Genomic DNA, 24,558 nt, shown 5'->3' on the forward strand with positions numbered 1-24,558 from the left:
CCTCGCCGCCGAACTCGGGGCGGGCGGCCGCGCGCCCTGGCAGGTCCTCGCGGCACTCGCGGACGGGGCCTGGGCCGCCGAAGTCCTCTACTCGGCCGCGCCGTTCGGCGTCGGCTACCACGTCGCGGTCTGGGAGCGGGCGTGATCCGGCCGGTCGCGGTCGTCGGGCCCACGGCGACCGGGAAGACCGCGCTGGCCGTCGAACTCGCCCTCGCCCTCGGGGGTGAGGTGGTCAACGCCGACGCGCTCCAGCTGTACCGCGGGATGGACATCGGGACGGCCAAGGCGACCGTCGAGGAGCGGCGGGGAGTGCCGCATCACCTGCTGGACGTCCTCGACGTCACCGAGACGGCGTCCGTCGCCGCATACCAGCGTGACGCCCGCGAGCGCGTCGAAGAGCTCCTCGAAGCCGGTCGCGTGCCGATCCTCACCGGCGGGTCGGGGCTCTACGTCCAAGCCGTGCTCGACGACCTCAAGTTCCCGGGCACCGATCCCGCCGTGCGCGCCCGGCTGACCGCGGAAGCCGACGAGATCGGCGTCGCCGCGATGCACACGCGGCTCGCCGGGCTGGACCCGATCGCCGCCACCGCCATCCTGCCGACCAACACCCGCCGGATCGTGCGCGCGCTGGAGGTCATCGAGATCACCGGCGCGCCGTTCTCGGCGAACCTGCCGAAACCGGGGCCCGCGCGCTACGACACGGTCCTGATCGGCGTCGACCGCGAACCCGCGGAACTCGACGCCCGCGTCGACCGTCGCGTGGAGATCATGTTCGAGGCCGGATTGGTCGGCGAAGTCGAGACGTTGCTGGGGCGGGGACTCCGTGACGGGCTCACCGCGTCGAGGGCGCTGGGCTACCAGCAGGTGATCGCCGCACTCGACGGCGACGGCGACTTCCGGGCCGCCGCGGAGGCGACCGCGCAGGCCACCCGGAGGTTCGTGCGCAGGCAACGGTCCTGGTTCCGGCGGGACAAACGGATCGAGTGGTTCGACGGCGGTTCGGACCGGCTGGCCGAGCGCGTCCTCGCGGTGACGGCCCAGTAATCTGGATGCCATGGGCGGCATCGAATTCCTTAAGGGGCACGGCACACAGAACGATTTCGTGCTGCTTCCCGACCCCGACGGCCGCCTCGAGCTGACCGAGGCGCGGGTGGCGGCGCTGTGCGACCGCCAGCGTGGTCTCGGCGCCGACGGTGTGCTCCGTGTCGTGCGGTCGGCCGCGCTGGGCTCGGAGGCTGAGGGCTCGGCCGGCGACTGGTTCATGGACTACCGCAACGCCGACGGGTCCATCGCGGAGATGTGCGGCAACGGCGTCCGGGTCTTCGTCCGCTACCTGGTCGACACCGGTCTCGTGGCCGAGCGCGACTTCGTCATCGGCACCCGCGCGGGCGACCGGCCGGTCCGGATGCACGCGGACGGTTCGGTGACCGTGCAGATGGGGCCGGCGACGATCACCGGCACCTCGGTCACCGTCGTCGCCGGGAAGCCGTTCTCCGGTGTCGCGGTGAACGTCGGCAACCCGCACCTGGTGTCGGTCGTCGAGGACGACGTCGACGAGCTCGACCTGCGTGACCAGCCGGACTTCGACGCGGACGTGTTCCCGGAGGGGGTGAACCTCGAGTTCATCAACCTCCTGGGGGAGGACGCGCTGAAGATGCGCGTCCACGAACGCGGCGTCGGCGAGACGCGCTCCTGCGGCACCGGCACGGTCGCCGCGGTCGCGGCCGCCCTGCACCTCGCGGGCACCGACACCGGCGAAGCGACCGTGGACATCCCCGGTGGTCGTGTGGTGGTCGAGGTGCGCCGCGGCGGATCCACGCTGACCGGCCCGGCGGAGATCGTCGCGCGCGGCGAACTCGACGAAGCCTGGTGGGCGGGGCTCGCTTAGCCGACGGCGATCGGTTCGCGGGGAAGGTCGCGAAGCTTCCGGATCGGCGAGAAGACCACCCACAGCACCGCCGCCGCCTCGCCGACAGCGGCGAACCACAGCGTCCCCCGGATCCCGATCATCTCACCCAGTACGCCGCCGATCAGCCCGCCCAGCGGCAGCATCCCCCACACCACGAACCGCACGCTGGCGTTCATCCGGCCGAGCAGCCGGTCCGGGCAGACGGCCTGCCGGTACGAGACCTGCGCGACGTTGTAGACGATGATCCCGAACCCCGCGATCGCCAGCGCCGCGGGGAACAGCACGATCCGCCAGCCCGGCGCGGCGAGCGGGAGCAGCAGCTGGAACGGCCAGGTCAGCAGCGGGACGAACCAGATCGACCGCGCCTGCCCGATCCGCCGGGTGATGCGCCCGGCCAGGATCGCCCCGATGATCCCGCCCACGCCGCCGGTCGCCAGGACGATGCCGACGGCCGCCGGTGAAAGACCCAGTTCGCGGTTCAGGAACAGGATCTGGATGGCGGTGAAGGCGCCGTTGGCCAGGTTGGCCGTCGCGGTGCAGGCGACGATCGAACGCAGCGCCCCGTCGGTGAACACGAACCGCAGCCCTTCGACGATCTGGGGGAGCAGCCTCTCGCCTTCGTTCCGCTCGGGAGTCTCTTCGACGGTGCGGATCCGCAGCAGGCACAACGCGGAGGTCAGGAAACCCGCCCCGGTCATCAGCACGGCGTTGGCCGCCCCCGCCAGCTGCACCAGCCCGCCGCCGACGCCGGGCCCGGTCAGGAACGCCACGGATTGACTGGCCTGGAGCTTCGCGTTGCCTTCGAGGAGATGCTCACGGCCGACCAGGCTCGGCAGATACGACTGGTAGGCGACGTCGAAGAACACCGTCGCGACGCCGACGAGCGTGGCCACCACCAGGAGCTGGGGCAGCGACAGCACTCCGGCCCACCAGGCGAGCGGGATGGTGAACAGCAGCGCGGCGCGGACGAAGTCGGCCCGCAGCATCAGCGTCCGCCGCCGCATCCGGTCCACCCACACCCCGGCGGGCAGCCCGATGATCAGGAACGCGATGGTCTCGGCCGCGGTCAGCAGTCCCATCTCGAACGGTGTCGCGGCCAGCACGGTGGCCGCGAGCAGGGGAATCACGGTGTGGCCCGCGAACGCGCCCACCTGGCTCGCGGTGTCGCCGGCCCAGAGCCGCCGGAAGTCCGCGTGGAAGAAGAGGGAGTCTCTGCGCACGAAGCCCACCTTGGCGTGAGTGATTGGAAACTGTCAATCACTTATGGCTTCTAGGCTGTCGCGGTGCCCACTCCACGACGCGCCGCCACCGAGGCCGAGATCGCCGCGATGGCGTCCGGAATAAGGCTGCGCATCATCCGGTTGACCTACTCCGAAGCGCTGACCAACAAGGAACTCGCCGAACGGCTCGATCGTGACCCGGCGACGACGCTGCACCATGTGCGCAAACTCGTCGACACGGGGTTCCTCGAAGCGCTCCCGTCCCGACGCGGCACGCGCGGTGCGAAAGAAATTCCGTATCGCTCGACCGGGTTGTCGTGGCATCTTGATTCCCGCGACAGGGGGATCGATCAGGCGATTTTCGAGGCTTATCTGGCCGAAATCGCCGACGTGGGATTCGACGAGGTCCAGCAGACGCGCCTGGTCGTCCAGGTGCCGGACGAGCAGGTGACCGAGTTCGAAACCCGGCTGATGGAGCTGGTCGACGACTTCATGAGCCGGCCGGTCGACCCGGACGCGAAACGCACGGCCATCTACCTGTCGAAGTATCCCAGCAGGTAATGAATTCGGTCCCGCCGCCGAAACGTGGGACCATGGAGGCACGATGACGGAACTGACACACAACGATCTGAACGACATGGACCCTTCGACCGGCGAACTGGAGCTCGAGGACCGCGCCTCGCTCCGCCGGGTAGCGGGCCTGTCCACCGAACTCGCGGATGTCACCGAGGTCGAATACCGGCAGCTGCGCCTGGAGCGCGTCGTTCTGGTCGGTGTGTGGACCGAGGGCAGCGCCCTCCAGTCCGAGGCCTCGCTCGCCGAACTCGCCCGGCTCGCCGAAACGGCGGGCTCCGAGGTGCTGGAAGGCCTGGTGCAGCGGCGGATCCGTCCGGATCCCGCCACCTACATCGGCTCGGGCAAGGTCAAGGAATTGCGGGGGATCGTGGCGGCCACCGGTGCCGACACGGTGATCTGCGACGGTGAGCTCTCGCCCGGCCAGCTGCGCCAGCTGGAGGAGAAGGTCAAGGTGAAGGTCATCGACCGCACCGCCCTGATCCTCGACATCTTCGCGCAGCACGCCCGCTCCAAGGAGGGCAAGGCCCAGGTCGAGCTGGCTCAGCTGCAGTACCTGATCCCGCGGCTTCGCGGGTGGGGTGCGGCGCTGTCCCGGCAGGCCGGTGGCCGGGCGGGCGGCGCCAACGGTGGTGTGGGTCTGCGTGGCCCCGGTGAGACGAAGCTCGAAACCGACCGGCGGCGGATCAACAAGCGCGTGTCGAAGCTGCGCCGCGAGATCGCCGCGATGGACACCATCCGCGAGACCAAACGCGGTCGCCGGGTGGCCAACGAGGTGCCGAGCGTCGCGATCGTCGGCTACACCAACGCCGGCAAGTCGAGCCTGCTCAACGCGCTGACCGGCGCCGGGGTGCTCGTCGAGGACGCGCTGTTCGCCACGCTGGATCCGACGACCCGGCGGGCGCAGACCCCCGACGGCCGCACCTACACGCTGACCGACACCGTCGGTTTCGTGCGGCACCTGCCGCACCAGCTGGTGGACGCGTTCCGTTCGACGCTGGAGGAGGCGGCGAGCGCCGACTTGCTCGTCCACGTCGTCGACGGTTCCGACCCGACGCCGGAAGAGCAGGTCAACGCGGTGCGCGAAGTGCTCGCCGAGATCACGAAGCGCCGTTCCGAGCCGCTCCCGCCGGAGCTGCTGGTGATCAACAAGGCCGACGCCGCCGACGAGGTTTCGCTGGTCCGGTTGCGGCACCAGATGGCCGGCTCGGTGCAGGTTTCGGCACGGACAGGCACCGGGATCACCGAGCTCGCCGAGGTGATCGCGGAGCGGCTTCCGCGGCCGGAGGTCGTGGTCGAGGTGCTGATCCCGTACTCGCGAGGCGAACTCGTCTCCCGCGCCCACGCCGACGGCGAGGTGCTGGAAGAGGAGCACGTCGAGACCGGTACGCGCCTGGTCGTCCGCGGCAGGCCGGAGCTGGCCGCGGCGCTGAGCGACTTCCAGACGAACGGCTCGGCTCTGTAAGCAAGTACGTGAAGGCCCCCTTCCTCGCGCTGGACGCAGGGGAGGGGGCCTTCATGTTTCTTGCCGAACTCACGTGATTGGGCACGGAACTCGCGTGCTTGGAGCCGGATCTCGCGTGCTTGAAGGCGGAACTCGCGTGATCAGACGCCGAACACCCGAGTGCGGCCTTCGATCACGCGAGTTCCGCCCTCAAGCACGCGAGTTCCGCCTTCAAGCACGCGAGTTCGGTGTTCGATCACGCGAATCACGTCTCCGCTTCATCGCTTACGAGCCGTTCGCGGCTGAAGTGGCCTACGCGACATTCCGCTCCATCTCGGCGTTCGCACCGAACTGCACGCCGCCCCGGACGTCTCCGTAGTGTGGGACTTCAGGGGTTCCACACTACGGAGGTGGATGTGCGGGGGCTTATCGCGGCGGCGGTCGTGCTGGTGGCGTTCATCGGCGGGACGACTCCCGCCGTGGCACAGGAAGTCCCGGCCCCGCAGCCGGTGTGCAAGAACGGCGACTCCCGGCTCAGTGAACTTTCCGGCTTGGTCTCCGATGGCGACCACCTGTACGCGCTCAACGACGGCGGCACCAAGACACAGGTTTTCGTGCTCGGCCGCGACTGCAAGGTCCAGAAGGTCATCTCGTCCTCCACGGATCCTTACGATCCCGAAGATCTCGCCCGCACCGCCGACGGCACCTTCTGGCTCTCCGACACCGGCGACAACCGCAAACGGCGGGACACCGTCGCGCTGATCTCGTTGACTCCGCGGGGCGAAGCGAAGATCCACCGGCTCACCTATCCCGATGGGCAGCACGACGTCGAGGCGCTGATCATGGATCGGTCGGGCACGCCGTACCTGATCACCAAGGACATGTTCGGCGACTCGAAGGTGTACCGGCCGACGGGGCCGCTCGCCAGCCCCGGCCCGACTCCGCTGGAGAACGTGGGTTCCTTGCAGATCAAGGAGACCTCGACGCCGGGTGGGCCCGTCGGGTCGATCGGGTCGATGACGGTGACCGGTGCGGCGTCGATGGCCGACAGTTCCGTGGTCGCGCTGAGGACCTATACCGACGCCTATCTCTACGCCGTCACCGACGGAGATCTGAAGAGCGCGTTGCAGCGCGAGCCCGTGCGGGTGCCTCTGCCGAACGAAAAGCAGGGAGAGGCGATCGCCTTCGAACCGGACGGGACCCTGCTGTCCGGCGGGGAGGGCGTCGGAGAGCAGATCCGCGCGGTGAAGGGCGCGGCGGCACTCGCCGTGGACGCGGCGAAAGCCGAAGGCAGCACGTCGGGCGGGACGTCCGCGGCCGGTGGCACGGGCCAGGGATCCGATTTCCCTTACGTACAGGTCGGTATCGCCGCGATCGTCGTGATCGGCGGCCTGCTGCTGGTCGGCAAGCTCCGCAAACGACGCGCCTGACCGAAGCTTGCCGAGTCTGACCCGGGTCTTGGACGACCCGGGATCCCGGCGCGCTCCGGCTTTTGGACCAGGGCGGCTCCGGACTACAGCCTGCGGAGAACGGCGACGACCTTGCCGAGGATCGTGGCGTCGTCACCCGGAATGGGCTCGTACGCCTCGTTGTGCGGCATCAGCCAGATGTGGCCGTCCTTGCGCTTGAAGGTCTTGACCGTCGCCTCGCCGTCGATCATCGCCGCCACGATCTCGCCGGGGTCGGCGGTCGGCTGCTGGCGCACGACGACCCAGTCGCCGTCGGTGATGGCGGCGTCGACCATCGAGTCACCGGTGACGCTGAGCAGGAAGAGCTCACCTTCACCGACGATCTCCCTCGGCAGCGGGAAGACGTCTTCGATCGCCTGCTCCGCCAGCACCGGTCCACCGGCGGCGATCCGGCCGACGAGCGGTACGTACGCGGCCTTCGCGGCCGACTGCGGCTGCTCGACGTCGATGCCCATCGGGTTGTCGTCCGTCGTGGCGAGCACCCCCACCGCACGCGGGCGGTTCGGGTCGCGTCGCAGATAACCCTTGCGCTGCAGGGCCTGCAACTGGTGCGACACCGACGAGGTCGAGGTCAGCCCGACCGCCTCGCCGATCTCACGCACACTCGGCGGGTAGCCGAAGCGGCTGACCCACAGTTTGATCACGTCGAGAACCTGCTGCTGACGCACGGTCAGGGTCTCGTCCACCTCGTAGACCTCGGGCAAGGCGCGCACCTTGCCCGAGCCCCTAGGCGCGTTCCCCGCCTTGCTCTCCTTAGCCACCGTCTCGCTCCTTCATCTCTGCGTCGCCTCCCAGTGCGTCCGGTTCCCCCGGACCGACTTCGCGTGTTTTCGCCGGTGGCGGACGATCTTCCCCGCCCACGGCACCGGCGGCGTCCGCGCAGCAGACGCCCTGGTCAACGACGTTAGCCCGCCGGGGCGACGATTTCAAACATCTGTTCGATGGACACGCCGTGTCGCTCGATTTTTGTCGGTGGGAGGTGGTACACATTCGCACGGGCGTTCGATAGAACGCGTGTTCGATCTTGATCGCCGGGTTCCGGCCCGGCGCCGAGTGCAGCAGGAGTTGCGAGGAGGTTCCGATGTCGATTCTGGCCGATCGAGGACTGGTGCGACCCAGTTCCCCCGGGCCCGTTCCGGCAGGGGTCACCCGGCCCGTGCGAGTGGTGCGGGGCAGGCATGCCGAGCCCTTGCGCCCGCCGACCAGGGCGCGGGTCGTGGCGGGCCGTCGTCCCGGTGTGGCGACCTCCTCCCCGGCATGCCCGGCGCCCCGGCGGCTCCCGCTCCGGTGGCCGTCCCTCGTCGGGATGGCCTTGCTCGTCGCCGGTGTCGTCACCGGATTGGGTCTGTTCCTGACCGGTGTCCCGGGCGCCGCGGTGCCCGAACAGACCACGACGGTGTCCGTTTCCGAGGGGGAGACCCTCGCGGATCTCGCGGCTCGATTCGCGCCAGGCAGTGACACCGGCGCGGTCGTCGACAAGATCAAGGAACTCAATTCCCTGGAAGACGCCGTTCTCGTGCCCGGACTGCCGCTCACGGTCCCGGTCGCGACAGGGGTCGCGGAGGGTGGGAGGTGATGCCGGAGGCCGCTCTCACCCGCCGTGGGTGAGCTCCCCTTTCGTGTCTGATCGGACCGGTCGTCGCGCTTGCGCGCGTCTCACCTGCGATCTAGTCTCCACCGCTATATGTAGTAGTTACATGGCTGTAGTTGGTCCATAGCTTGGGGTAGACTCGGTACCAGTTGTCCACAGCTGGCCGGTGTTCACCCACCGGATGTCCACAGATCGATCCACATGTCGATCTTTTCCGTCGTTGCGTGGCGACGGGGACGGGCGTCCATTCGGGACCGGCCGGCGCGGAGGGGAAGGTGATCGGCGGATGAGGTGCCCGTTCTGCCGGCATGCGGACTCTCGGGTCGTCGACTCCCGAGAGGTGGATGAGGGTCAGGCGATCCGGCGGAGGCGCTCGTGCGCCGCTTGCGGCCGGCGCTTCACCACTTCGGAGACGATGGTGCTCGCCGTCGTCAAACGGTCCGGGGTCACCGAGCAGTTCAGCCGGGACAAGGTGGTCCGGGGGGTGCGCCGCGCCTGTCAGGGCAGGCCGGTCGACGACGACGCGCTGCAGCAGCTCGCGCAGCGGGTCGAGGAGTCGATCCGGTCGGCGGGACTGGCGGAGATCCCGAGTCACGAGGTCGGCCTGGCGATCCTGGGCCCCCTGCGCGAACTCGACGGCGTCGCGTATCTCCGGTTCGCCAGTGTCTACCGCTCCTTCTCCTCGGTCGAGGACTTCGAGAAGGAGATCTCGGACCTTCGTGAGGCCATGGCTGCCGCACCGGACGAGAGCGATCAAGACGCGAAAGACGGCTGATGCCGCCTCCCGCGTGGGAGTGAGGGAAGACCCATGACCGAGACCGTGGGAACAGGCAACCCGGCCACAACGCGGACGAGTGGGAAGAAGAAGCAACAGCATGCGGGTGGGCTCGCCGTCCGGCGCGTCTTCACCACCGAAGGCGTCCACCCGTACGACGAGGTCACCTGGGAGAGCCGGGACGTCGTGATGACGAACTGGCGCGACGGCACGGTCAACTTCGAGCAGCGCGGGGTCGAATTCCCCGACTTCTGGTCGGTCAACGCGACGAACATCGTCACCAGCAAGTACTTCCGCGGCGCCGTCGGCTCACCCCAGCGCGAGCAGAGCCTCAAGCAGCTGATCGACCGCGTCGTCCACTCCTACGTCAACGCGGGCCGTGAGCACGGCTATTTCGCCAGCCCCGCCGACGCCGAGGTCTTCGAGCACGAGCTGACCTGGATGCTGCTGCACCAGGTGTTCAGCTTCAACTCCCCGGTGTGGTTCAACGTCGGCACGACGTCGAAGCAACAAGTCTCGGCCTGCCAGCCGTACGACGCCCTGGTCAACACTCCCGCCGGCGCGGTGCCCATCGGGCGCATCGTCGAGCTGAACGCGGTAGGCGCGAAGGTCTACGACGCGCACGGCCTCACCAAGGTGATCGCCACCAAAGCGAACGGGGTCAAAGAGGTCCTCCGCCTCACGACGAAATCCGGTCACCGTCTCGATGTGACAGCCGATCACCTCGTCTGGCGTTCGACAGGGAGCGGCGGTTCCTTCGTACCCGCAGGGGAACTCCGGGTCGGGGACACCCTCGAATGGCACCGGCGCGATGCCTTCGGCGAGACGGAGATCAACGAGCGGGACGTGGCCGAGGCCGCCCTCGCGGGCTGGTTGCAATCGGGTGGCTTCGTAGGCCAGTACGAGGGGACCAATCGCTCGCTGACGATCGAGGCCATGACGGTCACCGACGCCGAACTTGCGTGGGTGCAGCGCGCTCTCGACAAGGTCTTCCCCGATGTCCACCGGCATGAGCGGAAAGTCGAGACACAGGACCCGACGCTGGACTGCCGTCGCACTCGTCTTTACGGGGCCGGGCTGGAAGCCTTCGTGAGCGACTGGGGCTTGCGTGCTCGCGGCCTCGACATGACGGTCCCCGAGGACTTGAACACCGCGCCGCTGCCCGTGGTGGCTGCCTATCTCCGCAGCATCTTCCAGGCCGAAGGCTACGTATCCGAACGTGAGCGGTCGACGCTGGTCGGGCTCGACATGATCAGCGAAGACCTGATCCGCGGGATCCAGCACCTTCTGTCCAGGTTCGGCATCTTCGCGCGGGTCGGTCGCAAGGCGGAGAAGCGGGACAACCGGCACGATCTGTGGGGAATCCGGATCCAGAACGCGGGTGACCGCCGGATCTTCGCCGACGCCATCGGTTTCCTGGACCCGGTCAAGGCCGCGAAGCTCGAAGCGTCGTTCGAGAAGCCGGGACGTCCCGCGCTCGACACCAAACGCCTGCAGATCGCCGCCATCGAAAGCCGCGGCGAGATGCCCGTTTACGACATCCAGACCGAGTCCGGGGAGTACCTGTCCGGCAATCTCCGGGTCCACAACTGCTTCATCCTCGCGGTCGACGACACCATGGAGTCGATCCTCAACTGGTACCGCGAGGAAGGCCTGATCTTCAAGGGCGGCTCCGGGGCAGGCTTGAACCTCTCCCGCATCCGTTCCTCGCGTGAGCTGCTGTCCTCCGGAGGCACCGCGTCCGGTCCGGTCTCCTTCATGCGCGGCGCCGACGCCTCCGCGGGCACCATCAAATCCGGCGGTGCCACCCGGCGCGCGGCGAAGATGGTCGTCCTCGACGTCGATCACCCGGATGTCGAGGAGTTCGTGCAGACCAAGGCCCGCGAAGAGGAGAAGATCAAGGTCCTCCGTGACGCCGGGTTCGACATGGACCTCTCCGGTTCGGACATCACCTCCGTCCAGTACCAGAACGCGAACAACTCGGTCCGTGTCTCCGACGAGTTCATGCGCGCGGTCGAGAGCGAGGGCGACTTCGGGCTGCGGTCGCGGATGACCGGCGAGGTCCTCGACCGGGTCGACGCCAAGAAACTGTTCCGCACCATCTCGCAGGCCGCCTGGGAGTGCGCGGATCCGGGTCTGCAGTACGACGACACGATCAACGACTGGCACACCTGCCCCGAATCGGGCCGGATCACCGCGTCCAACCCGTGCTCGGAGTACATGCACCTGGACAACTCCAGTTGCAACCTCGCTTCGCTGAACCTGCTCAAGTTCGCCACCGAGGACGGCGGTTTCGACGCGCCGCTGTTCGCGAAGGCCGTCGAGCTGGTCATCACCGCGATGGACATCTCGATCTGCTTCGCCGACTTCCCGACCGAGGCGATCGGCGACACCACCCGCAAGTTCCGCCAGCTGGGCATCGGGTACGCGAACCTCGGCGCGCTGCTGATGGCGCTCGGGCACGCCTACGACTCCGACGGCGGCCGCGCGCTCGCCGCGGCGATCACGTCGCTGATGACCGGCGTCTCGTACCGGCGCTCGGCCGAGCTCGCCGCGGCCGTCGGCCCGTACGAGGGTTACGCGCGCAACGCCGAGGCGCACCAGCGGGTGATGCGCAAGCACGCCGCCGCCAACGACCTCGTGCGGACGTACCACTCGAACGACGCCTCGGTACGCGCCCTCGCGACCCAGGAGTGGAAGCGCGGCATCGAACTGGGCGAGACCAGCGGCTGGCGCAACGCGCAGGCCTCGGTGCTCGCGCCCACCGGATGCCTCACCGCGGACACCCTGGTCACCACCGACCGCGGACTGGCCCGGCTTTCCGAACTCGGTGAGTTGTACGGGGACCGCTGGCAGGATGTCGGATTCACGGTCGCGACCGACGAAGGCCCGCGCCGAGCCGCGAAGTTCTTCGTCAACGGTGAGGAGCCCACTCGCCGGATCGAGACCAAGGGCGGATATCGGATCCAGGGGACCCTCGCCCATCGGGTCAAGGTGGTGGAACCGGAGACCGGGGCCTGGGTCTGGAAGCGACTCGCCGACATCCGGTCCGGTGACCTGGTGCCCCTGCAGCTGGGTGGTTTGGTCGGTGCCCCCCGCCGGGTTCCGCTTCCTGTGCTCGACCAGGCCTACTACGCGGGCGACCGTGACATCCGGGTGCCGGACGAGGTCACCGCCGACCTCGCGGAACTGGTGGGGTACTTCGAAGGCGACGGTAGCCTGCACGCTAAGGGCATCCGGCTCTGCGTGGCCGAAACCGATCTCGATGTCGCCGAACGCTTGCGGATCTTGAGCAAGGCCCTTTTCGGCCTCGAACCCGTGGTCCATGAGCGTCAGGGCTATCAGGAGGTAACCCTCCAGTCCGTCCGGCTCGCCCGGTGGTGGAAGGCGGCTGGGTTCGCGAAGGAACTTCCTGGTTCCGACCACACTGGTAAAGGCTGGACTCCCAGGGTTCCCGCGAGTATCCGGGAGACCAACGACCCCGAGGTCTACGCAGCGTTCCTTCGCGGAGTTTTCGAGGCCGACGGCACCGTGCTCGAAGGAGTGCCGAGTGTCTCGACCTCCTCGGAGCTCTTTGGTGAGGATCTCCGGACCATGCTGCTGGCTCTGGGCCTGGTGACGACGACCCGCCGGACGACCAGCGGGTTCGGCGGGCAGGTTCTGCAGATCCGGTTGCGCAACGTCGACCACGCCATGACCTTCGACGAGATCGTCGGTTTCATCGGTGAGCGCAAGGCGCGGTCGATGGTATGCCTGGAGCCGGACGGGTCTGCCAAGGGAGATCGGGTGCGTCTTCCGCGGTCCGTGTGGGACGAGCTCGTGCCCTCCGGACACGAGTACCGCGATGCGGTCGTGCAGTCGTTGCGGAGGACTGGCGGAGTGGCGCGGATGTTGGCGCGCCGGATCTACTCCGAGACTTTCGACCCTCGGCTGGGCCGGGCGCTCGATTATCTCTTCGAGGCCGTCAAATCCAATGAGGACGGTGGCGTTCAGCCCACCTATGACCTGTCGGTGCCGGACAATGTCACCTACGTCGCCAATGGTTTCGTCAGTCATAACACCATCGGGTTCATGATGGACTGCGACACGACCGGCATCGAGCCGGACTTCTCGCTGGTCAAGTTCAAGAAGCTGGTCGGCGGCGGGTCGATGCAGATCGTCAACCAGACCATCCCGCGCGCACTGGCCGCGCTCGGTTACCAGACCGAGCAGGTCGAAGCGATCGTCGAGTACATCGCCCAGCACGGCCACGTCGTCGACGCCCCCGGTCTGCGCGAGGAGCACTACGAGGTGTTCGACTGCGCGGTGGGGGAGCGGTCCATCGCGCCGATGGGGCACGTCCGGATGACGGCCGCGGTGCAGCCGTTCCTGTCCGGCGCGATCTCCAAGACGGTCAACATGCCCGAGTCGGCGACCGTCGAAGAGGTCGAGGAGATCTACTTCCAGGGCTGGAAGTACGGCCTCAAGGCGCTCGCGATCTACCGCGACAACTGCAAGGTCGGCCAGCCGCTGTCCACCGGCAAGAAGGAGAAGGCCGAGCCCGAGGCCGAAAAGGTCGTCGAGTACCGGCCGGTCCGCAAGCGCCTGCCGAAGAAGCGCCCGAGCCAGACGGTGTCGTTCACCGTCGGCGGCGCCGAGGGTTACCTGCACGCCGGGTCCTATCCGGACGACGGGCTCGGCGAGATCTTCGTGAAGCTCGGCAAGCAGGGTTCGACGCTGTCCGGCGTGATGGACGCGTTCTCGATGTCGATCTCGGTCGGTCTGCAACACGGGATCCCGCTGGAGTTCTACGTTTCGAAGTTCTCCAACCTGCGCTTCGAGCCCGCCGGCATGACCGACGACCCGGACATCCGGATCGCCACCAGCGTCATGGACTACCTGTTCCGCAGGCTGGCGCTGGACTACCTGCCGTACGAAAAGCGCTCGCAGCTCGGCATCTTCACCGCCGACGAGCGCTCGGCGCAGGTCGAGGCGAACTACGGCACCACTCCCGCCGCGGAACCGGAGAACGTCGACATCGACGCCCTTCGGTCCACAGTGGACTCATCGCCCGCGGCTCCCGCCAGGGTGGCGCATTCGACGGCGGAACTGGTGGAACTGAACCTCGGCACCGCTTCCGACGCGCCGCTCTGCATGACGTGCGGCACCAAGATGCGGCCCGCCGGTTCGTGCTACGCCTGTGAAGGGTGCGGAGCGACCTCCGGCTGTAGCTGAGAACTAGGGGAGCCCGCCGTCGAGACGGGCTCCCCTCGGTCAGCCGATTCCCTCGATGATGCGGAAGTCGCGCTCGAAGCCGTCGGGGAGTGCGGCCAGCGCCTTTTGGTAGGCCGCGCTCTCGTATGCGGCGGTCGCCTGTTCGAAGCTGTCGAACTCGATCAGGACGACGCGCTCGGCGATTCCGGCTTCGTGTGCGACGACCCTGCCGCCGCCGCGCGCGAGCACCCGCCCGCCGCGGCCTTGACGGCCTGACCGGCCAGTTCGTTGTAGACATCCAGTCCCTCAGGGGCAGTGATGGTGGGGTAGACGCTGACCCAGTAGCCCTTGGGCATGGAACCTCCAGTGTCGGAATCGAGGCTCGTAGTTTAGGTAACTGGCCGGCTCGGCGAACTCGATTGCGCGGCGGCCAGGCGGCTGCTGAACTGGTCTCGTGTTCGACGTCCGCTGGGAACGGCCGCTGCGTCAAGCCGGTTCGCCGTGCGCGCTGGCGGCCACCGCGCATCATCTGGTGGTGCACGAGCGGAGCACGAGAGTGGTCGCTCTCGATCCGGCCGACGGTTCGGTGCGCTGGGATGTCCCGGTCGGGACGTGGCCACGGAACCTCGTGATCGAAGACCGGTTCTGCCTGGTGATCCCCCAGAACGTCCGCAGACTTCTCTGCCTGGACGTCGGAACCGGGGAAGACGTCTGGCAGAGGGAGCCGGGGGCTTTCGCCGGTCACGTCGTGGCGCACGAAGGCCTGGTACTCGTGGGCGGATGGCGCGGCTACACGCCACTGTCCGCAGTGGACCTCCGCACCGGTGATCTGCGTTGGCGGGCGAAGGATCGCCGCCGCACGGCACTTCCGGTCGCCACCGCTGCCGGGTTCCTGGTCGGGGAACCGGGTGGCGAATCCGTGCGCTTGATCGACCGGGCTGACGGCCGGGAGCTGGCCGAGTGGTCCTTCCCAGGGCCGCTCCTCGGACCCGACGCCGGGTCCGCCTTCGTCCCGGACGGCTCGGGCGGCGTCCTCATGCGGTGCGGTGATCGCTCGGTCGTCCGGATCCGTTCGTCCGAAAGGAAAGCCGAGACTCTGTTCCGTGCCGAGCACGATCTCATCCCCAGGGCGGTCGAACGGTGCGGCGGCCTGCTGTGGCTGGCCCATCTGCGGGGTGGCTGCACAGCGGTCGACGAGTCGGACGGGACCGTGCGATGGAGGATCGACCACGACCGGCGATTCGTGCCCTCGGTCGCGCCCGTCGACGGCGGGTTCGCGATCGCCGACGAGGGCGGGACGCTGTTCCGGATCGACCACGAAGGCGCTGTGCGGGAGCGTGTCCGGATCACGCAGCGGATCAGGGACCTTCGTGGTCAGGCGCCGTCGAGACTGGTCCTGCTCACGAAAGGAACGTTGCTCGCGATGGGGAATGGAGTCCTCGATGACCACTGACGGCGGAATCGTCGATCCCTTCGGCACCCTCGCCCAGGCGCTGTGGATCTGCGGCGGCCAGTGGGCGGGAAAGTCCACCGTGTCGCGGCTGCTGGCGCGTCGCCACGGGATCACCGTCTACCACTACGACTTCCACGACGCGCGCGCTCACCAGGACCGTCGCGTCGCCCATCGCGTCGGCAACGGTTTGCCCACCGCGGACCCCGACCCGGACACCGTCTGGGTGGACACCACGCCCGAGCGGATGGCGGCCGACACGATCGCCGGGTTCCCGGCACGCTTCGAGTGGGCTCTGGACGATCTGCGCGCGCTGGTCTCCGGGCGCCCCATCCTCGCCGAAGGCTGGGGACTTCGCCCGGAGCTCGTCGCTCCGCTCCTGGATTCGCCGCGGCGGATGATCGTCATGGTGCCCACCGACGACTTCCGCGAGCACCAGCTCCGCGTGCTGCCCCGCGCCGCGGCGGTGGTGCACCGGGTCAGCGACCCCGAGCGGGCGCAGCGCAACCGGATCGAGCGAGACCGGCTCGTCGCCGAAGACGCCGTCCGCGTCGCGAAAAGGCTCGGCGTCCGGGTGCTGGAGGTCGACGGCTCGCGGGACGCCGAAGCGGTCGCGGACGTCGTCGCCGGGCATTTCGGTCCTTACCTGGCTTGAGCTAGGTCAAGGACGAAGGTCGCGACGGCCAGCGCGAGGAAAGCGCCGGGGAAGGCGATGTTGTAGAGGACGCGGGCGCGCACATGGGTGATGACGGCGCCGACGTAGAACAGCACGAGCCCGGCGGCCGCCGCGGTCCCGACGAACGGCACCCCGAGAAGGCCGAGCAGCAGTCCGGCCGCGCCCGCCGCCTTCAGCGAGGCCAGCGGCGGGATCCAGGACGGCGGCACGTCGACTTCGCCGGAGTTCTTGAGCACGAACGGGACCCGCGCGAAGTCGGCGGCGGCGATCCCGGCGTTGAGCACGATCGTCACGATGGCCACGGTGAGATAGGCGGAATTCATGCTTCCCGGACGAAGCCCGCGCCCGGAACGTGACAGCGGTCAGGAACGCCAGCGGTCGAGCACGGCTTCGATGGCGGGATGGATCCGGTCGCGCGCGGCCTGCCGCTCGACACCCGCCATGAGGAGATCGTCGTAGTCGGTGTCCAGGTGCCGGATCGAGGCGACGACGGCGAGGAAAACCGCCCGTTCGGCCAGTTCCCGTCCGGCGGCGGAGCGGCCCACCCGGCCGCTGCCGCGCAGGCCCGCGTGTTCGGCGATGGCCCGCGCCCGCTCCGGCGGGCAGCCGGGGAACATCGCGGTGATCGCGGCGAAGAACCGGGCGGTGAACTCGACGTCCTCCCGCGCGCGCCGCTCGCGATCACGGCCGCGGCGGCGTTCCCGGACGTCTTCGTCGGCGAGGCACTGTTCCTCGGCGCTGCGCAGCGCCGCGTCCTCGACCAGAAGTCCTTGCCGCTCACTGCGTTTCCGTGAGCGGTTGAACCGGATGACGACGGCGGAGAGCCGGCTCGCCTTCTTCGCCCGGCGGGTCAGGGCGGTGTCGCCCGAGGGCAAGAAGACCAGGTGGCCGAGGTCGGCGCAGTCGAGGCAGTACGACTTTTCGTTCTCGAAGAACAGCAGGTCGCCAGTGCCACCGCAGTCGGCGCAAAGCCAGTCTTTCAGCGCCACGGAGACGATGAGATCCGGCGCCTTCTTCTGCCGGGCGACGACTTGCGCCCGTTTGGCCTCGGACAGCCCCGGCATGATCCACTGCGTCCGGAACAGGGGTTCGAGACCGGCCAGCTCGCCCGACGCGGCTTTCAGCGGCGTCCGGTCGCGGGTCGCCCCGACGTGCTCGATCTCCGTGCTTTCGAGGGCTTTTCCCTTCGCCCAGCGTTGAAGCGCGTTCAGGGCGAAGGTCAGCTTCTCCGGGGGCACCGACAGCGCCGCCGTCAGCACGGGGACCCGGCCGCGGTGCCAGGCGTCGACGACGTTGTCCGTCAGCCAGCCGATCCCGGTCAGGACGTCGAGCGCGGTCACCGCTTTTCGCTTGGACAGCAGCTTCTCCGCCGTCTCGACGACGCGCTGTTCGAGTTTCGCCTCACCTTGCATCGCCGGGAATCCTAGCGATCAGGCGGTTTCGGCGCGTGCGCGGTAGGCCCGGATCTTGGCGCGGTTGCCGCAGCGCTCCATCGAGCACCAGCGGCGGTTGCCCGAGCGCGAGGTGTCGAAGAACAGCAGATGGCAGTCGTCCGCCGAACATTCGCGGACGCGGCCGGACCGTTCGCCCGCGACGAGGCCGATGGCATCGCGGGCGACGGCGCCGAGGAGCTGCTTGCCGGTGACGGGCGGCGCCCAGGCGAGTTTCCGGGTCTGCGGGTCCACGAGCGGCCTGGGGGTCGCCTCGGTCGCGCTGTTCAGCAAGGCGAGGTCGTCGTCCGACGGCGCTTCGCCGCGGGCGAGGGCGGGCGCCACGCGGTAGAGGGTGTCCCGGAGCTCCTTGAGCGCGGTGAGTTCGGCGGGCCGGATCCGGACGTCGGTCAGGGGAGCGGTCAGCCCCAGCCGGGAGCCGGTGAACCACTCGGCGAGGTCGGACGGCGTGTGCGCGATCTCGTAGCGCTCGTACGGGCCGGGTCCGCCGGTCAGCATCAGTTCGAGGCTGAGGCTGCCCGGATCGAACCGGTACCGCTCACCCTGGGCGTTGACGAGCAGTCTTGTTCCCGGAGTCATGTAACCACTATAGTCGGTTTCGGAAACCAGGTAAGACGGTTACGGCGGAGGCGTGATGATCGGGAAGACGAAGGACGCGGGCTGGGAGATCGGCGTCTCCAAGACGGTGGCCTATCCGCTGGAGCGGGTTTGGGACTATCTCTCGGGTCCGGGCCTGGCGGCCTGGCTGGGTGACGTGCGCTTGGAGCCGGAAAAGGGCGCGCCGTACGAGACGGCCGAGGGCACCGTGGGCGAGGTCCGCGGCTACCGCGAACGCGAGAAGATCCGTCTCACCTGGCGGCCGAGGGACTGGGACCACGAGAGCACGGTCCAGGTGGGACTCCGCCCCGCCGGGCCGGGCAAGACGACGGTGGTCTTCCATCAGGAGCGGCTCGCCGGCCCGGAAGAGCGGGCCGCGCAGCGGGAGCACTGGCAGGCCGTGATGAAGGTCGTCGTCGACGGTCTCGCCGGCTGATCAGGACAGCGCTCGCCGCGCCTGCTCGCTCAGCGCGTCGGTGATCCGCTCGGCGCTCAGGCCGAGCTCGCCCGTCTGATGGAGGAACACCTCCGGGGCGAGCGGCGCCAGCAGGATGTCGGCGAGCGCGTCCGGATCCTTCGCCCCCGCCTGCCCGGCGAGGAGCCGGACATGGGTGCGCCAGAGCCGGTACGCGCCGGTGGTGAACCGCGAATGCCCGACCTCGGTGCCGAGGACGAGATGCGCGTGCCGCGCGAGCAGGTCGATCATCGCCGCGTAGAACGCGGCCAGCCGCTCGGCGGGCGGCGCGCCGGGGCCCAGCGGGGGAGGGCCGGTGAGCAGTCGCTCCTGAAGTTCCCGCTCGTGTTCGTCCAGCAGGGCGACGGCGATCGCCGAGCGGTCCGGGTAGCGCCGGTACAGCGTGGCGCGGCCGACTCCGGCGGCTTGGGCGATGTCCTCCATGGTGACGTCCGCGGCCGGACGTGCGGCGAAGAGCTCCTCGGCGGCCTTCAGGATCTTCGCGCGGTTACGGGCGGCGTCCGAGCGTTCCCGCCCCGGGCCGCCTCCGAGCAGATCTTCCGTCGGCATGTTCGCAGCCTAGGGAATATCCGGACGCGGCGTCCACTTGTACCCGGCGAAGCAAGTGGACGCCGTGTCCACTTCCTGGTCCGGGAGGCCCCGATGAGCCACCTTCTCCACCTCGACTCCAGCGCCCGCAGTGCGTCGTTCTCCCGCGAGCTGAGCGCTCGCTTCGCCGAGGTCTGGCGTGCCGCGCACCCCGGTGCGGAGTACACCTATCGCGACGTCGCGGCCGCTCCGGTGCCGCCGATCGGCCAGGCCTGGACCGAGATCTGCGACGCCCTCCTCACCGAAGGCATCACCGATCCGGCCGGGTACGCCTCGGTGGTGAAGACGCCGGAGCAGCGTGAGGCCTGGGCGGTCATCGAGCCGCTGCTGGCCGAACTGCTCGCCGCCGACGTCGTCCTGATCGGGGCGCCGATGTACAACTTCTCGATCCCCGCGACGCTCAAACTGTGGATCGACCAGGTGACGTTCCCGAAGATGTCCTTGCCGGGCAAGGCTTTCGTGGTCGCGGGCGCGCGTGGCGGCACCTACCTGCCGGGCACGCCCCGGGAGCCGGTCGACCATCACGAGCGCTACCTGCGCGACTTCTTCGCCGGGCACTACGACGTCCGCGACGTCACTTTCCTGCATTCCGAACTCACGAACGCCCTCGTCGACCCGCGGCTGAGCCCGCGCGACCCCGATCGGATCGCGTCGCGGGACCAAGCGCTCCTGACGGCCGAAAAGCTGGCCGCGAACGGAAGGGAATCCTGATGGGCTGGGGAATCCTGCTGCTGGCCGGAGTCGTCGAGGTCGCCTGGTCGCAGAGCATCAAGCCGACGGAGAACTTCACCCGGCTCTGGCCGACCGTGCTGTGCTTCGTGCTCGGTGTCGCGGCGGTCTACCTGCTGTCGAAGGCGATGGACACGCTCCCGGTGGGGACCGCGTACGCCGTGTTCACCGGCATCGGCGCGGTGGGCGCGATCGTGTTCGGCATCGTGATCCACAAGGACCCGCTCAGTTTCGGGCGGTTCGCCGCGCTGGCGCTCATCGTGGGAGGGGTGGTGCTGGCGAAGGTGGCGGAGTGAGGCTCAGGTGTCATGAAGGGTCCCCATGGGACGAAAAGTGTCCTATGGGGACCCTTCATGACACGTCGTCGTCAGGCGAGCTTCTCCCACAGGAATTCCAGCATCAGCGCCCATTTGAACGCCAGCTGCTCGTTGTCGGCCGCCGCGCCGTGCCCGCCCTCGATGTTTTCGTGGTAGCGGACGTCGTGGCCCTGCTCCAGCATCCGCGCGACCATCTTGCGCGCGTGCGCGGGATGCACCCGGTCGTCCCTGGTGGAGGTGACGAACAGGACCGGCGGGTACCCGGCTCCGCTCCGGACGTTCTGATACGGCGAGTACTTCCCGATGAAGTCCCATTCCGCCGGGTCGTCGGGGTCGCCGTACTCGGCCATCCACGACGCTCCCGCGAGGAGCTTGTGGTAGCGCTTCATGTCCAGCAGCGGCACCTGGCTGACGATGGCGCCGAACAGGTGCGGATAGCGCGTGAGCATGACGCCCATCAGCAGCCCGCCGTTGCTGCCGCCCTGGATGCCGAGGCGGGACGGCTCGCTGATGCCGCGCTCGGCGAGGTCGGCGGCGACGGCCGAAAAGTCCTCGTAGACCTTGTAGCGCTTGGCTTTGGTCACCGAGGTGTGCCAGTCCGGCCCGTATTCCCCGCCGCCGCGGATGTTCGCGACGACGTAGGTGCCGCCGCGCGAGAGCCAGCCACGGCCGATCACGCCGCTGTAGCCGGGGGTCAGCGAGACTTCGAAGCCGCCGTACCCGGTCAGGAGCGTCGGCCCGTCTTCGGCGCCGGAGGGACGTACGACGAAGTACGGGATCTTCGTCCCGTCTTCGGACGTCGCGAAGTACTGCGAGACCGTCATGCCTTCGCTGTCGAAGAACGACGGAGCGCGCTTGAGGACTTCGACGTCGCCGCCGACGTGCCCGTACTTCAGCGTCGACGGCTGGGTGTAGCCGCTGGAGTCGAGCAGGTACTCGTCGCTGACGTCGGGGTCGGTGCCGGTGATCTGCGCCGTGCCCAGGTCCGGGGCGCCGGCGAGCGGCTGGGAGGACCAGCCGTCGGACGGCGTGAGCACGCGCAGCTCGGTCCGGACGTCGGACAGCGTCGAGAGCAGCAGGTGGTTGTGCGTCCACACCCAGTACTCCAGGGACGTGTGCGCGTCCGGCGTGAAGACGGTCGTGAAGGCGCGCTCGCCCGCCATGAACGCGTCGAAGCCGGAGGCGAGCAGGGTGCCGGCGGGATACGTCGTGCCTTCGACGGTCCATGCCGAACGAAGCCGGATCAGCAGCCATTCACGGTGCGAGGACGTCTGCGCGTCTTCGGGGACCTGGATCCGCTCCAGCCCGCCGGGCGTCCGGAGGTACCGCTCCGTGCGGTAGAAGTCGATCGACCGGTAGACGAAGTCGCGCTCCCAGCCCTCGGTCGGGTCGTGGTGGGCGGACACCGAAACGTCGTCCGGCTTGCCCTCGAAGACCACCGTCGCCTCTTCGAGCGGGGTGCCGCGCCGCCATTCCTTCGCCAGCCTCGGATAGCCCGAACTGGTCAGCGTCCCGGTGCCGAAGTCGGTGCCGATGTAGACGTGGTCGCGGTCGATCCAGCCGATCCGGGTCTTGGCCTCGGGGACGAAGAACCCGTCCTCGACGAAACGGCGCTCGTCGAGGTCGTACTCGCGGACCACGGTCGCGTCGGCACCGCCGCGCGACAGTTCCACCAGCGCGCGGTGATAACCCGGACGGAGGACGGCCGCGCCCTGCCACACCCAGTTCTCGCCGTCGGCCTCGGCCAGCGCGTCGACGTCGAGCAGGAGCTCCCACTCCGGCGTGTCGAGCCGGTACTGCTCGAGGGTGGTGCGGCGCCACAGACCGCGGGGATGGGCCGAGTCCTGCCAGAAGTTGTACAGGTATTCGCCGCGGCGCCGGACGTACGGGATCCGGTCGTCGGCGTCGAGGACCTCGCGGACCTCGTCGCGGATCCCGGCGAACCGGTCACCGGTGGACAGTTCCGCCAGGGCCTCGTCGTTGCGGGCTCGCACCCAATCCAGCGCTTCCTCGCCGGTCACGTCTTCCAACCACAGGTACGGGTCCTCGTCACTCATGCCGACAGTCTCTCCGGGGCATCCGTCCCTGCGCCACCAGGTGCCCGTTTCGGCGCGTGTCTTCGCCTGGCCCGGCCCCGCTCCGTATGCTGATGGCTCGCACGTTTGGGGGACATCATGACCGCGCCATCGCCGCCCCGTCCCGAAAGCCCCCGTAACACGGGCGCCGCGGTGATCGGCCTGCTCATCGTCGCGGCCTTGACCACCACCGGGATGGCGATGGCGGGCGGACCCCGGAAGATCGACGGCCAGGCACTCCCGGTGTCCGGCGCGTTCACCTCGGAAGGGGCCAAGGCCCCGGCCGGGACAGCGCGGCCCGCGCCCAAGGAGGTGCGGGAACTGGAGACGAACCCACTGCTGGCCGAAGGGATCGCCCTCGGCGCGGTCACCTGCCGCCTGCCGGCGATCAGCCGTGACCCCGCGAAGCTGGAGACGTACTACAAGACCTTCGCCTCCTGTCTCGCCGAAGCCTGGAAACCCGCGCTGGACCAGGCGAACGAGCCCAACCTGACGGCGACCGTGCAGGTGACGCTGCCCGAGACCAGCGCCTGCGGGAAGGCCCCGAGCGAGAACGAGGCCGTCGCCTACTACTGCGGCGGGGACACCACGATCTACGCGCCGACCCAGTGGATGCTGGGCGACGCGGGCCTCGAACGGTCCCGGCACCTCGCGACGATGGCCCACGAATACGGGCACCACGTCCAGCGCTCCAGCGGGATCCTGTCGGCGGCCGCGGAGAAGATGTCGTCGCCGGACGAGGACTCCCCGGCGGACAAGGAACTGGTCCGCCGCATCGAACTCCAGGCGAACTGCTTCGGCGCGCTCGCCCTCGCGGCCGCCGCCGGCCGCGGTTCGATCAGCAGGTCGCTGGCCGACGCGGCGCTCGCCGACTACGGCCGCGCCGACGACAGCGACACCCACGGCAGCCGCCGTAACCAGCTGAAATGGGCGAAGGCCGGGTTCTCCGGCAAGACGACGTCGGCGTGCAACACCTGGGCCGCGCCTGCTACGGATGTCAAATGACCGACGACGTGATGGCCGAGATCAACACCGGCCTCCAGCTGCACATCTCCGGTGACCGGGCGGGCGCGCGCGAGAAGTTCGCGGCGCTGTGGGAGCGGATCGGCGAGGACGGCGACCCGCTGCACCGGTGCGCGCTCGCGCACTACATGGCCGACGTCTGCGACGACCCGGCCGACGAACTCTCCTGGGACCTTCGCGCGCTCGCGGCGGCCGATTCGCTCACCGACGAACGCGCCCAGGAGTATCACGCGACCCTGGCCGTGCGCGGGTTCTATCCGTCGCTGCACCTGAACCTCGCGGAGGATTACCGCAAACTGGGTGATCACGAGGCCGCGAAGACCCACTTGGAGCTCGGTCGGGAGACCCTGGGCGCGCTGGGTGACGACCCTTACGGCCTGGGGATCATCGAGGCGTATCGCGCGCTCGCCACCCGGCTGGGTATCGAAACGGACTCTCCGGACTTTCGCGCGGGCCGGTGAGGCCATAACCTGGAGTGACTCAGGTCACCCATCCGGGAGGAGCGCGTATGCGGATTTCCGATCTGTTGCGGAACAAGGGGGCGGCCGTCGCGACCGTCTCGCCGGAGACGAACGTAACCGAACTGCTCGAGAGACTCGCGGAGCACAACGTCGGGGCCCTGGTGGTCGTCGACGACGAGGGCGGGATCGTCGGGATCGTCTCCGAACGGGACGTGGTGCGCCGGCTCAACGAGCGCGGGCCCCAGCTGCTCGACGGATCGGTGGCCGCGATCATGACGAAACTGGTCGCCAGCTGCACCCCCGAGGACTCGGTCGACCAGCTGTCGGTCCTGATGACCGAACGCCGGATCCGGCACGTCCCGGTCCTGGTGGACGGCAGGCTCGCGGGGATCGTCAGCATCGGCGACGTCGTGAAGACGCGGATGGAACAGCTGGAGAAGAGCCAGGAACAGCTGGAGGCGTACATCTCGCAGGGCTGATCCACCTCGCTCAAGTGCAATGAAGGGGCCTTTCATAGCAAATTTTGCTATGAAAGGCCCCTT

General features: G+C 68.8%; 23 protein-coding genes and 1 pseudogene. 16 read left to right on the forward strand and 8 right to left on the reverse strand.

Going from position 1 to position 24,558, the window contains the following annotated elements:
• The first annotated feature begins 141 nt into the window (after window positions 1–141).
• Window positions 142–1,044: a tRNA (adenosine(37)-N6)-dimethylallyltransferase MiaA gene (miaA, locus tag CFP71_RS35880; protein ID WP_208636111.1), complete on the forward strand. Its 903-nt coding sequence runs from the start codon at window positions 142–144 to the stop codon at window positions 1,042–1,044.
• 10 nt (window positions 1,045–1,054) lie between these two features.
• Window positions 1,055–1,888: a diaminopimelate epimerase gene (gene dapF / locus CFP71_RS35885; protein ID WP_093938391.1), complete on the forward strand. Its 834-nt coding sequence runs from the start codon at window positions 1,055–1,057 to the stop codon at window positions 1,886–1,888.
• Here the strand turns inward: dapF and CFP71_RS35890 are convergent.
• Entirely contained in the window at window positions 1,885–3,129 is a 1,245-nt protein-coding gene (locus CFP71_RS35890; protein ID WP_093938410.1) for an MFS transporter, read from the reverse strand. The genes dapF and CFP71_RS35890 overlap by 4 nt on opposite strands.
• A gap of 63 nt (window positions 3,130–3,192) precedes the next feature.
• On the opposite strand from CFP71_RS35890, the gene CFP71_RS35895 reads away from it, so the two are divergent.
• The 3 genes from CFP71_RS35895 (at window position 3,193) to CFP71_RS35905 (ending at window position 6,576) form a co-directional block, all read left to right on the forward strand.
• Window positions 3,193–3,690 (forward strand): ArsR/SmtB family transcription factor, encoded by a 498-nt coding sequence (locus CFP71_RS35895; protein ID WP_093938392.1) that lies wholly within the window; start codon window positions 3,193–3,195, stop codon window positions 3,688–3,690.
• Window positions 3,691–3,733: 43 nt separating this feature from the next.
• Window positions 3,734–5,167 carry a GTPase HflX gene (hflX, locus tag CFP71_RS35900; RefSeq protein ID WP_093938393.1) on the forward strand — a complete coding sequence of 478 codons (1,434 nt, stop codon included), beginning with the start codon at window positions 3,734–3,736 and terminating at the stop codon, window positions 5,165–5,167.
• A gap of 395 nt (window positions 5,168–5,562) precedes the next feature.
• Window positions 5,563–6,576 (forward strand): SdiA-regulated/phytase-like domain-containing protein, encoded by a 1,014-nt coding sequence (locus tag CFP71_RS35905; RefSeq protein WP_093938394.1) that lies wholly within the window; start codon window positions 5,563–5,565, stop codon window positions 6,574–6,576.
• 83 nt (window positions 6,577–6,659) lie between these two features.
• Here CFP71_RS35905 and lexA read toward each other — a convergent pair whose 3' ends face one another.
• Entirely contained in the window at window positions 6,660–7,376 is a 717-nt protein-coding gene (lexA, locus tag CFP71_RS35910) for a transcriptional repressor LexA (protein WP_037343289.1), read from the reverse strand.
• A gap of 320 nt (window positions 7,377–7,696) precedes the next feature.
• Between lexA and CFP71_RS45195 the strand changes: the two genes are divergently transcribed.
• From CFP71_RS45195 to CFP71_RS45200, 3 genes are all read left to right on the forward strand, one after another.
• Entirely contained in the window at window positions 7,697–8,191 is a 495-nt protein-coding gene (locus CFP71_RS45195; protein ID WP_244199961.1) for a LysM peptidoglycan-binding domain-containing protein, read from the forward strand.
• Between the two features lie 301 nt (window positions 8,192–8,492).
• A complete protein-coding gene (nrdR, locus tag CFP71_RS35920; protein ID WP_037304189.1) occupies window positions 8,493–8,981 on the forward strand; it encodes a transcriptional regulator NrdR in 489 nt (162 codons plus the stop codon).
• Between the two features lie 33 nt (window positions 8,982–9,014).
• Entirely contained in the window at window positions 9,015–14,195 is a 5,181-nt protein-coding gene (locus tag CFP71_RS45200; RefSeq protein ID WP_093938396.1) for an adenosylcobalamin-dependent ribonucleoside-diphosphate reductase, read from the forward strand.
• Window positions 14,196–14,234: 39 nt separating this feature from the next.
• On the opposite strand, the pseudogene CFP71_RS45555 reads toward CFP71_RS45200, so the two are convergent.
• Window positions 14,235–14,530 (reverse strand): annotated as a pseudogene (locus CFP71_RS45555) (DUF1330 domain-containing protein).
• Window positions 14,531–14,628: 98 nt separating this feature from the next.
• On the opposite strand from CFP71_RS45555, the gene CFP71_RS35935 reads away from it, so the two are divergent.
• Window positions 14,629–15,627, forward strand: coding sequence for an outer membrane protein assembly factor BamB family protein (locus CFP71_RS35935; RefSeq protein WP_093938397.1), 999 nt, complete (start codon window positions 14,629–14,631; stop codon window positions 15,625–15,627).
• Window positions 15,617–16,279: a hypothetical protein gene (locus CFP71_RS35940; RefSeq protein WP_093938398.1), complete on the forward strand. Its 663-nt coding sequence runs from the start codon at window positions 15,617–15,619 to the stop codon at window positions 16,277–16,279. Before CFP71_RS35935 ends, CFP71_RS35940 begins: the two co-directional genes overlap by 11 nt.
• On the opposite strand, the gene CFP71_RS35945 is transcribed toward CFP71_RS35940, so the two are convergent.
• The 3 genes from CFP71_RS35945 to CFP71_RS35955 are packed head-to-tail and all read right to left on the reverse strand — an operon-like array spanning window position 16,267 to window position 18,330.
• Window positions 16,267–16,623, reverse strand: a complete 357-nt coding sequence (locus CFP71_RS35945) for a DoxX family protein (protein ID WP_093938399.1) — start codon at window positions 16,621–16,623, stop codon at window positions 16,267–16,269. The genes CFP71_RS35940 and CFP71_RS35945 overlap by 13 nt on opposite strands.
• Before the next feature lie 39 nt (window positions 16,624–16,662).
• On the reverse strand, window positions 16,663–17,712 hold the full coding sequence (locus tag CFP71_RS35950; RefSeq protein WP_093938400.1) for a DUF2293 domain-containing protein: 1,050 nt from the start codon (window positions 17,710–17,712) through the stop codon (window positions 16,663–16,665).
• A gap of 18 nt (window positions 17,713–17,730) precedes the next feature.
• On the reverse strand, window positions 17,731–18,330 hold the full coding sequence (locus tag CFP71_RS35955) for a CGNR zinc finger domain-containing protein (RefSeq protein ID WP_093938401.1): 600 nt from the start codon (window positions 18,328–18,330) through the stop codon (window positions 17,731–17,733).
• A gap of 55 nt (window positions 18,331–18,385) precedes the next feature.
• Here CFP71_RS35955 and CFP71_RS35960 point away from each other — a divergent pair, with 55 nt between their 5' ends.
• On the forward strand, window positions 18,386–18,784 hold the full coding sequence (locus CFP71_RS35960; RefSeq protein ID WP_093938402.1) for an SRPBCC family protein: 399 nt from the start codon (window positions 18,386–18,388) through the stop codon (window positions 18,782–18,784).
• On the opposite strand, the gene CFP71_RS35965 is transcribed toward CFP71_RS35960, so the two are convergent.
• The gene (locus CFP71_RS35965; RefSeq protein WP_093938403.1) at window positions 18,785–19,372 is read right to left on the reverse strand and encodes a TetR/AcrR family transcriptional regulator; all 588 of its coding nucleotides are present in this window, start codon (window positions 19,370–19,372) and stop codon (window positions 18,785–18,787) included.
• A 93-nt stretch (window positions 19,373–19,465) separates the two neighbouring features.
• Between CFP71_RS35965 and CFP71_RS35970 the strand changes: the two genes are divergently transcribed.
• Together CFP71_RS35970 and CFP71_RS35975 are read left to right on the forward strand one after the other, a co-directional pair.
• Window positions 19,466–20,122 carry an FMN-dependent NADH-azoreductase gene (locus tag CFP71_RS35970; RefSeq protein ID WP_093938404.1) on the forward strand — a complete coding sequence of 219 codons (657 nt, stop codon included), beginning with the start codon at window positions 19,466–19,468 and terminating at the stop codon, window positions 20,120–20,122.
• On the forward strand, window positions 20,122–20,436 hold the full coding sequence (locus CFP71_RS35975; RefSeq protein ID WP_093938405.1) for a DMT family transporter: 315 nt from the start codon (window positions 20,122–20,124) through the stop codon (window positions 20,434–20,436). The genes CFP71_RS35970 and CFP71_RS35975 overlap by 1 nt, the downstream gene beginning before the upstream one ends.
• A gap of 71 nt (window positions 20,437–20,507) precedes the next feature.
• On the opposite strand, the gene CFP71_RS35980 is transcribed toward CFP71_RS35975, so the two are convergent.
• The gene (locus CFP71_RS35980; protein WP_093938406.1) at window positions 20,508–22,514 is read right to left on the reverse strand and encodes a prolyl oligopeptidase family serine peptidase; all 2,007 of its coding nucleotides are present in this window, start codon (window positions 22,512–22,514) and stop codon (window positions 20,508–20,510) included.
• A gap of 117 nt (window positions 22,515–22,631) precedes the next feature.
• Here CFP71_RS35980 and CFP71_RS35985 point away from each other — a divergent pair, with 117 nt between their 5' ends.
• The 3 genes from CFP71_RS35985 to CFP71_RS35995 are packed head-to-tail and all read left to right on the forward strand — an operon-like array spanning window position 22,632 to window position 24,495.
• Window positions 22,632–23,537 (forward strand): neutral zinc metallopeptidase, encoded by a 906-nt coding sequence (locus CFP71_RS35985; RefSeq protein ID WP_093938407.1) that lies wholly within the window; start codon window positions 22,632–22,634, stop codon window positions 23,535–23,537.
• Complete coding sequence (locus CFP71_RS35990) at window positions 23,534–24,016, forward strand: hypothetical protein (RefSeq protein WP_093938408.1); 483 nt, start codon at window positions 23,534–23,536, stop codon at window positions 24,014–24,016. Before CFP71_RS35985 ends, CFP71_RS35990 begins: the two co-directional genes overlap by 4 nt.
• Before the next feature lie 47 nt (window positions 24,017–24,063).
• Complete coding sequence (locus CFP71_RS35995) at window positions 24,064–24,495, forward strand: CBS domain-containing protein (RefSeq protein ID WP_005164644.1); 432 nt, start codon at window positions 24,064–24,066, stop codon at window positions 24,493–24,495.
• Window positions 24,496–24,558: the final 63 nt, after the last annotated feature.

Origin of the sequence: Amycolatopsis thailandensis, from assembly GCF_002234405.1 — a bacterium.
Taxonomy (GTDB): Bacteria; Actinomycetota; Actinomycetes; order Mycobacteriales; family Pseudonocardiaceae; genus Amycolatopsis; species Amycolatopsis thailandensis.

Coding starts and splice junctions, on each gene's coding strand:
- dapF (WP_093938391.1), top strand. CDS start 1,055: ATGGGCGGCATCGAATTCCTTAAGGGGCACGGCACACAGAACGATTTC.
- hflX (WP_093938393.1), top strand. CDS start 3,734: ATGACGGAACTGACACACAACGATCTGAACGACATGGACCCTTCGACC.
- CFP71_RS45195 (WP_244199961.1), top strand. CDS start 7,697: ATGTCGATTCTGGCCGATCGAGGACTGGTGCGACCCAGTTCCCCCGGG.
- nrdR (WP_037304189.1), top strand. CDS start 8,493: ATGAGGTGCCCGTTCTGCCGGCATGCGGACTCTCGGGTCGTCGACTCC.
- CFP71_RS45200 (WP_093938396.1), top strand. CDS start 9,015: ATGACCGAGACCGTGGGAACAGGCAACCCGGCCACAACGCGGACGAGT.
- CFP71_RS35940 (WP_093938398.1), top strand. CDS start 15,617: ATGACCACTGACGGCGGAATCGTCGATCCCTTCGGCACCCTCGCCCAG.
- CFP71_RS35945 (WP_093938399.1), bottom strand. CDS start 16,623: ATGAATTCCGCCTATCTCACCGTGGCCATCGTGACGATCGTGCTCAAC.
- CFP71_RS35950 (WP_093938400.1), bottom strand. CDS start 17,712: ATGCAAGGTGAGGCGAAACTCGAACAGCGCGTCGTCGAGACGGCGGAG.
- CFP71_RS35955 (WP_093938401.1), bottom strand. CDS start 18,330: ATGACTCCGGGAACAAGACTGCTCGTCAACGCCCAGGGTGAGCGGTAC.
- CFP71_RS35960 (WP_093938402.1), top strand. CDS start 18,386: ATGATCGGGAAGACGAAGGACGCGGGCTGGGAGATCGGCGTCTCCAAG.
- CFP71_RS35965 (WP_093938403.1), bottom strand. CDS start 19,372: ATGCCGACGGAAGATCTGCTCGGAGGCGGCCCGGGGCGGGAACGCTCG.
- CFP71_RS35970 (WP_093938404.1), top strand. CDS start 19,466: ATGAGCCACCTTCTCCACCTCGACTCCAGCGCCCGCAGTGCGTCGTTC.
- CFP71_RS35975 (WP_093938405.1), top strand. CDS start 20,122: ATGGGCTGGGGAATCCTGCTGCTGGCCGGAGTCGTCGAGGTCGCCTGG.
- CFP71_RS35980 (WP_093938406.1), bottom strand. CDS start 22,514: ATGAGTGACGAGGACCCGTACCTGTGGTTGGAAGACGTGACCGGCGAG.
- CFP71_RS35985 (WP_093938407.1), top strand. CDS start 22,632: ATGACCGCGCCATCGCCGCCCCGTCCCGAAAGCCCCCGTAACACGGGC.
- CFP71_RS35990 (WP_093938408.1), top strand. CDS start 23,534: ATGACCGACGACGTGATGGCCGAGATCAACACCGGCCTCCAGCTGCAC.
- CFP71_RS35995 (WP_005164644.1), top strand. CDS start 24,064: ATGCGGATTTCCGATCTGTTGCGGAACAAGGGGGCGGCCGTCGCGACC.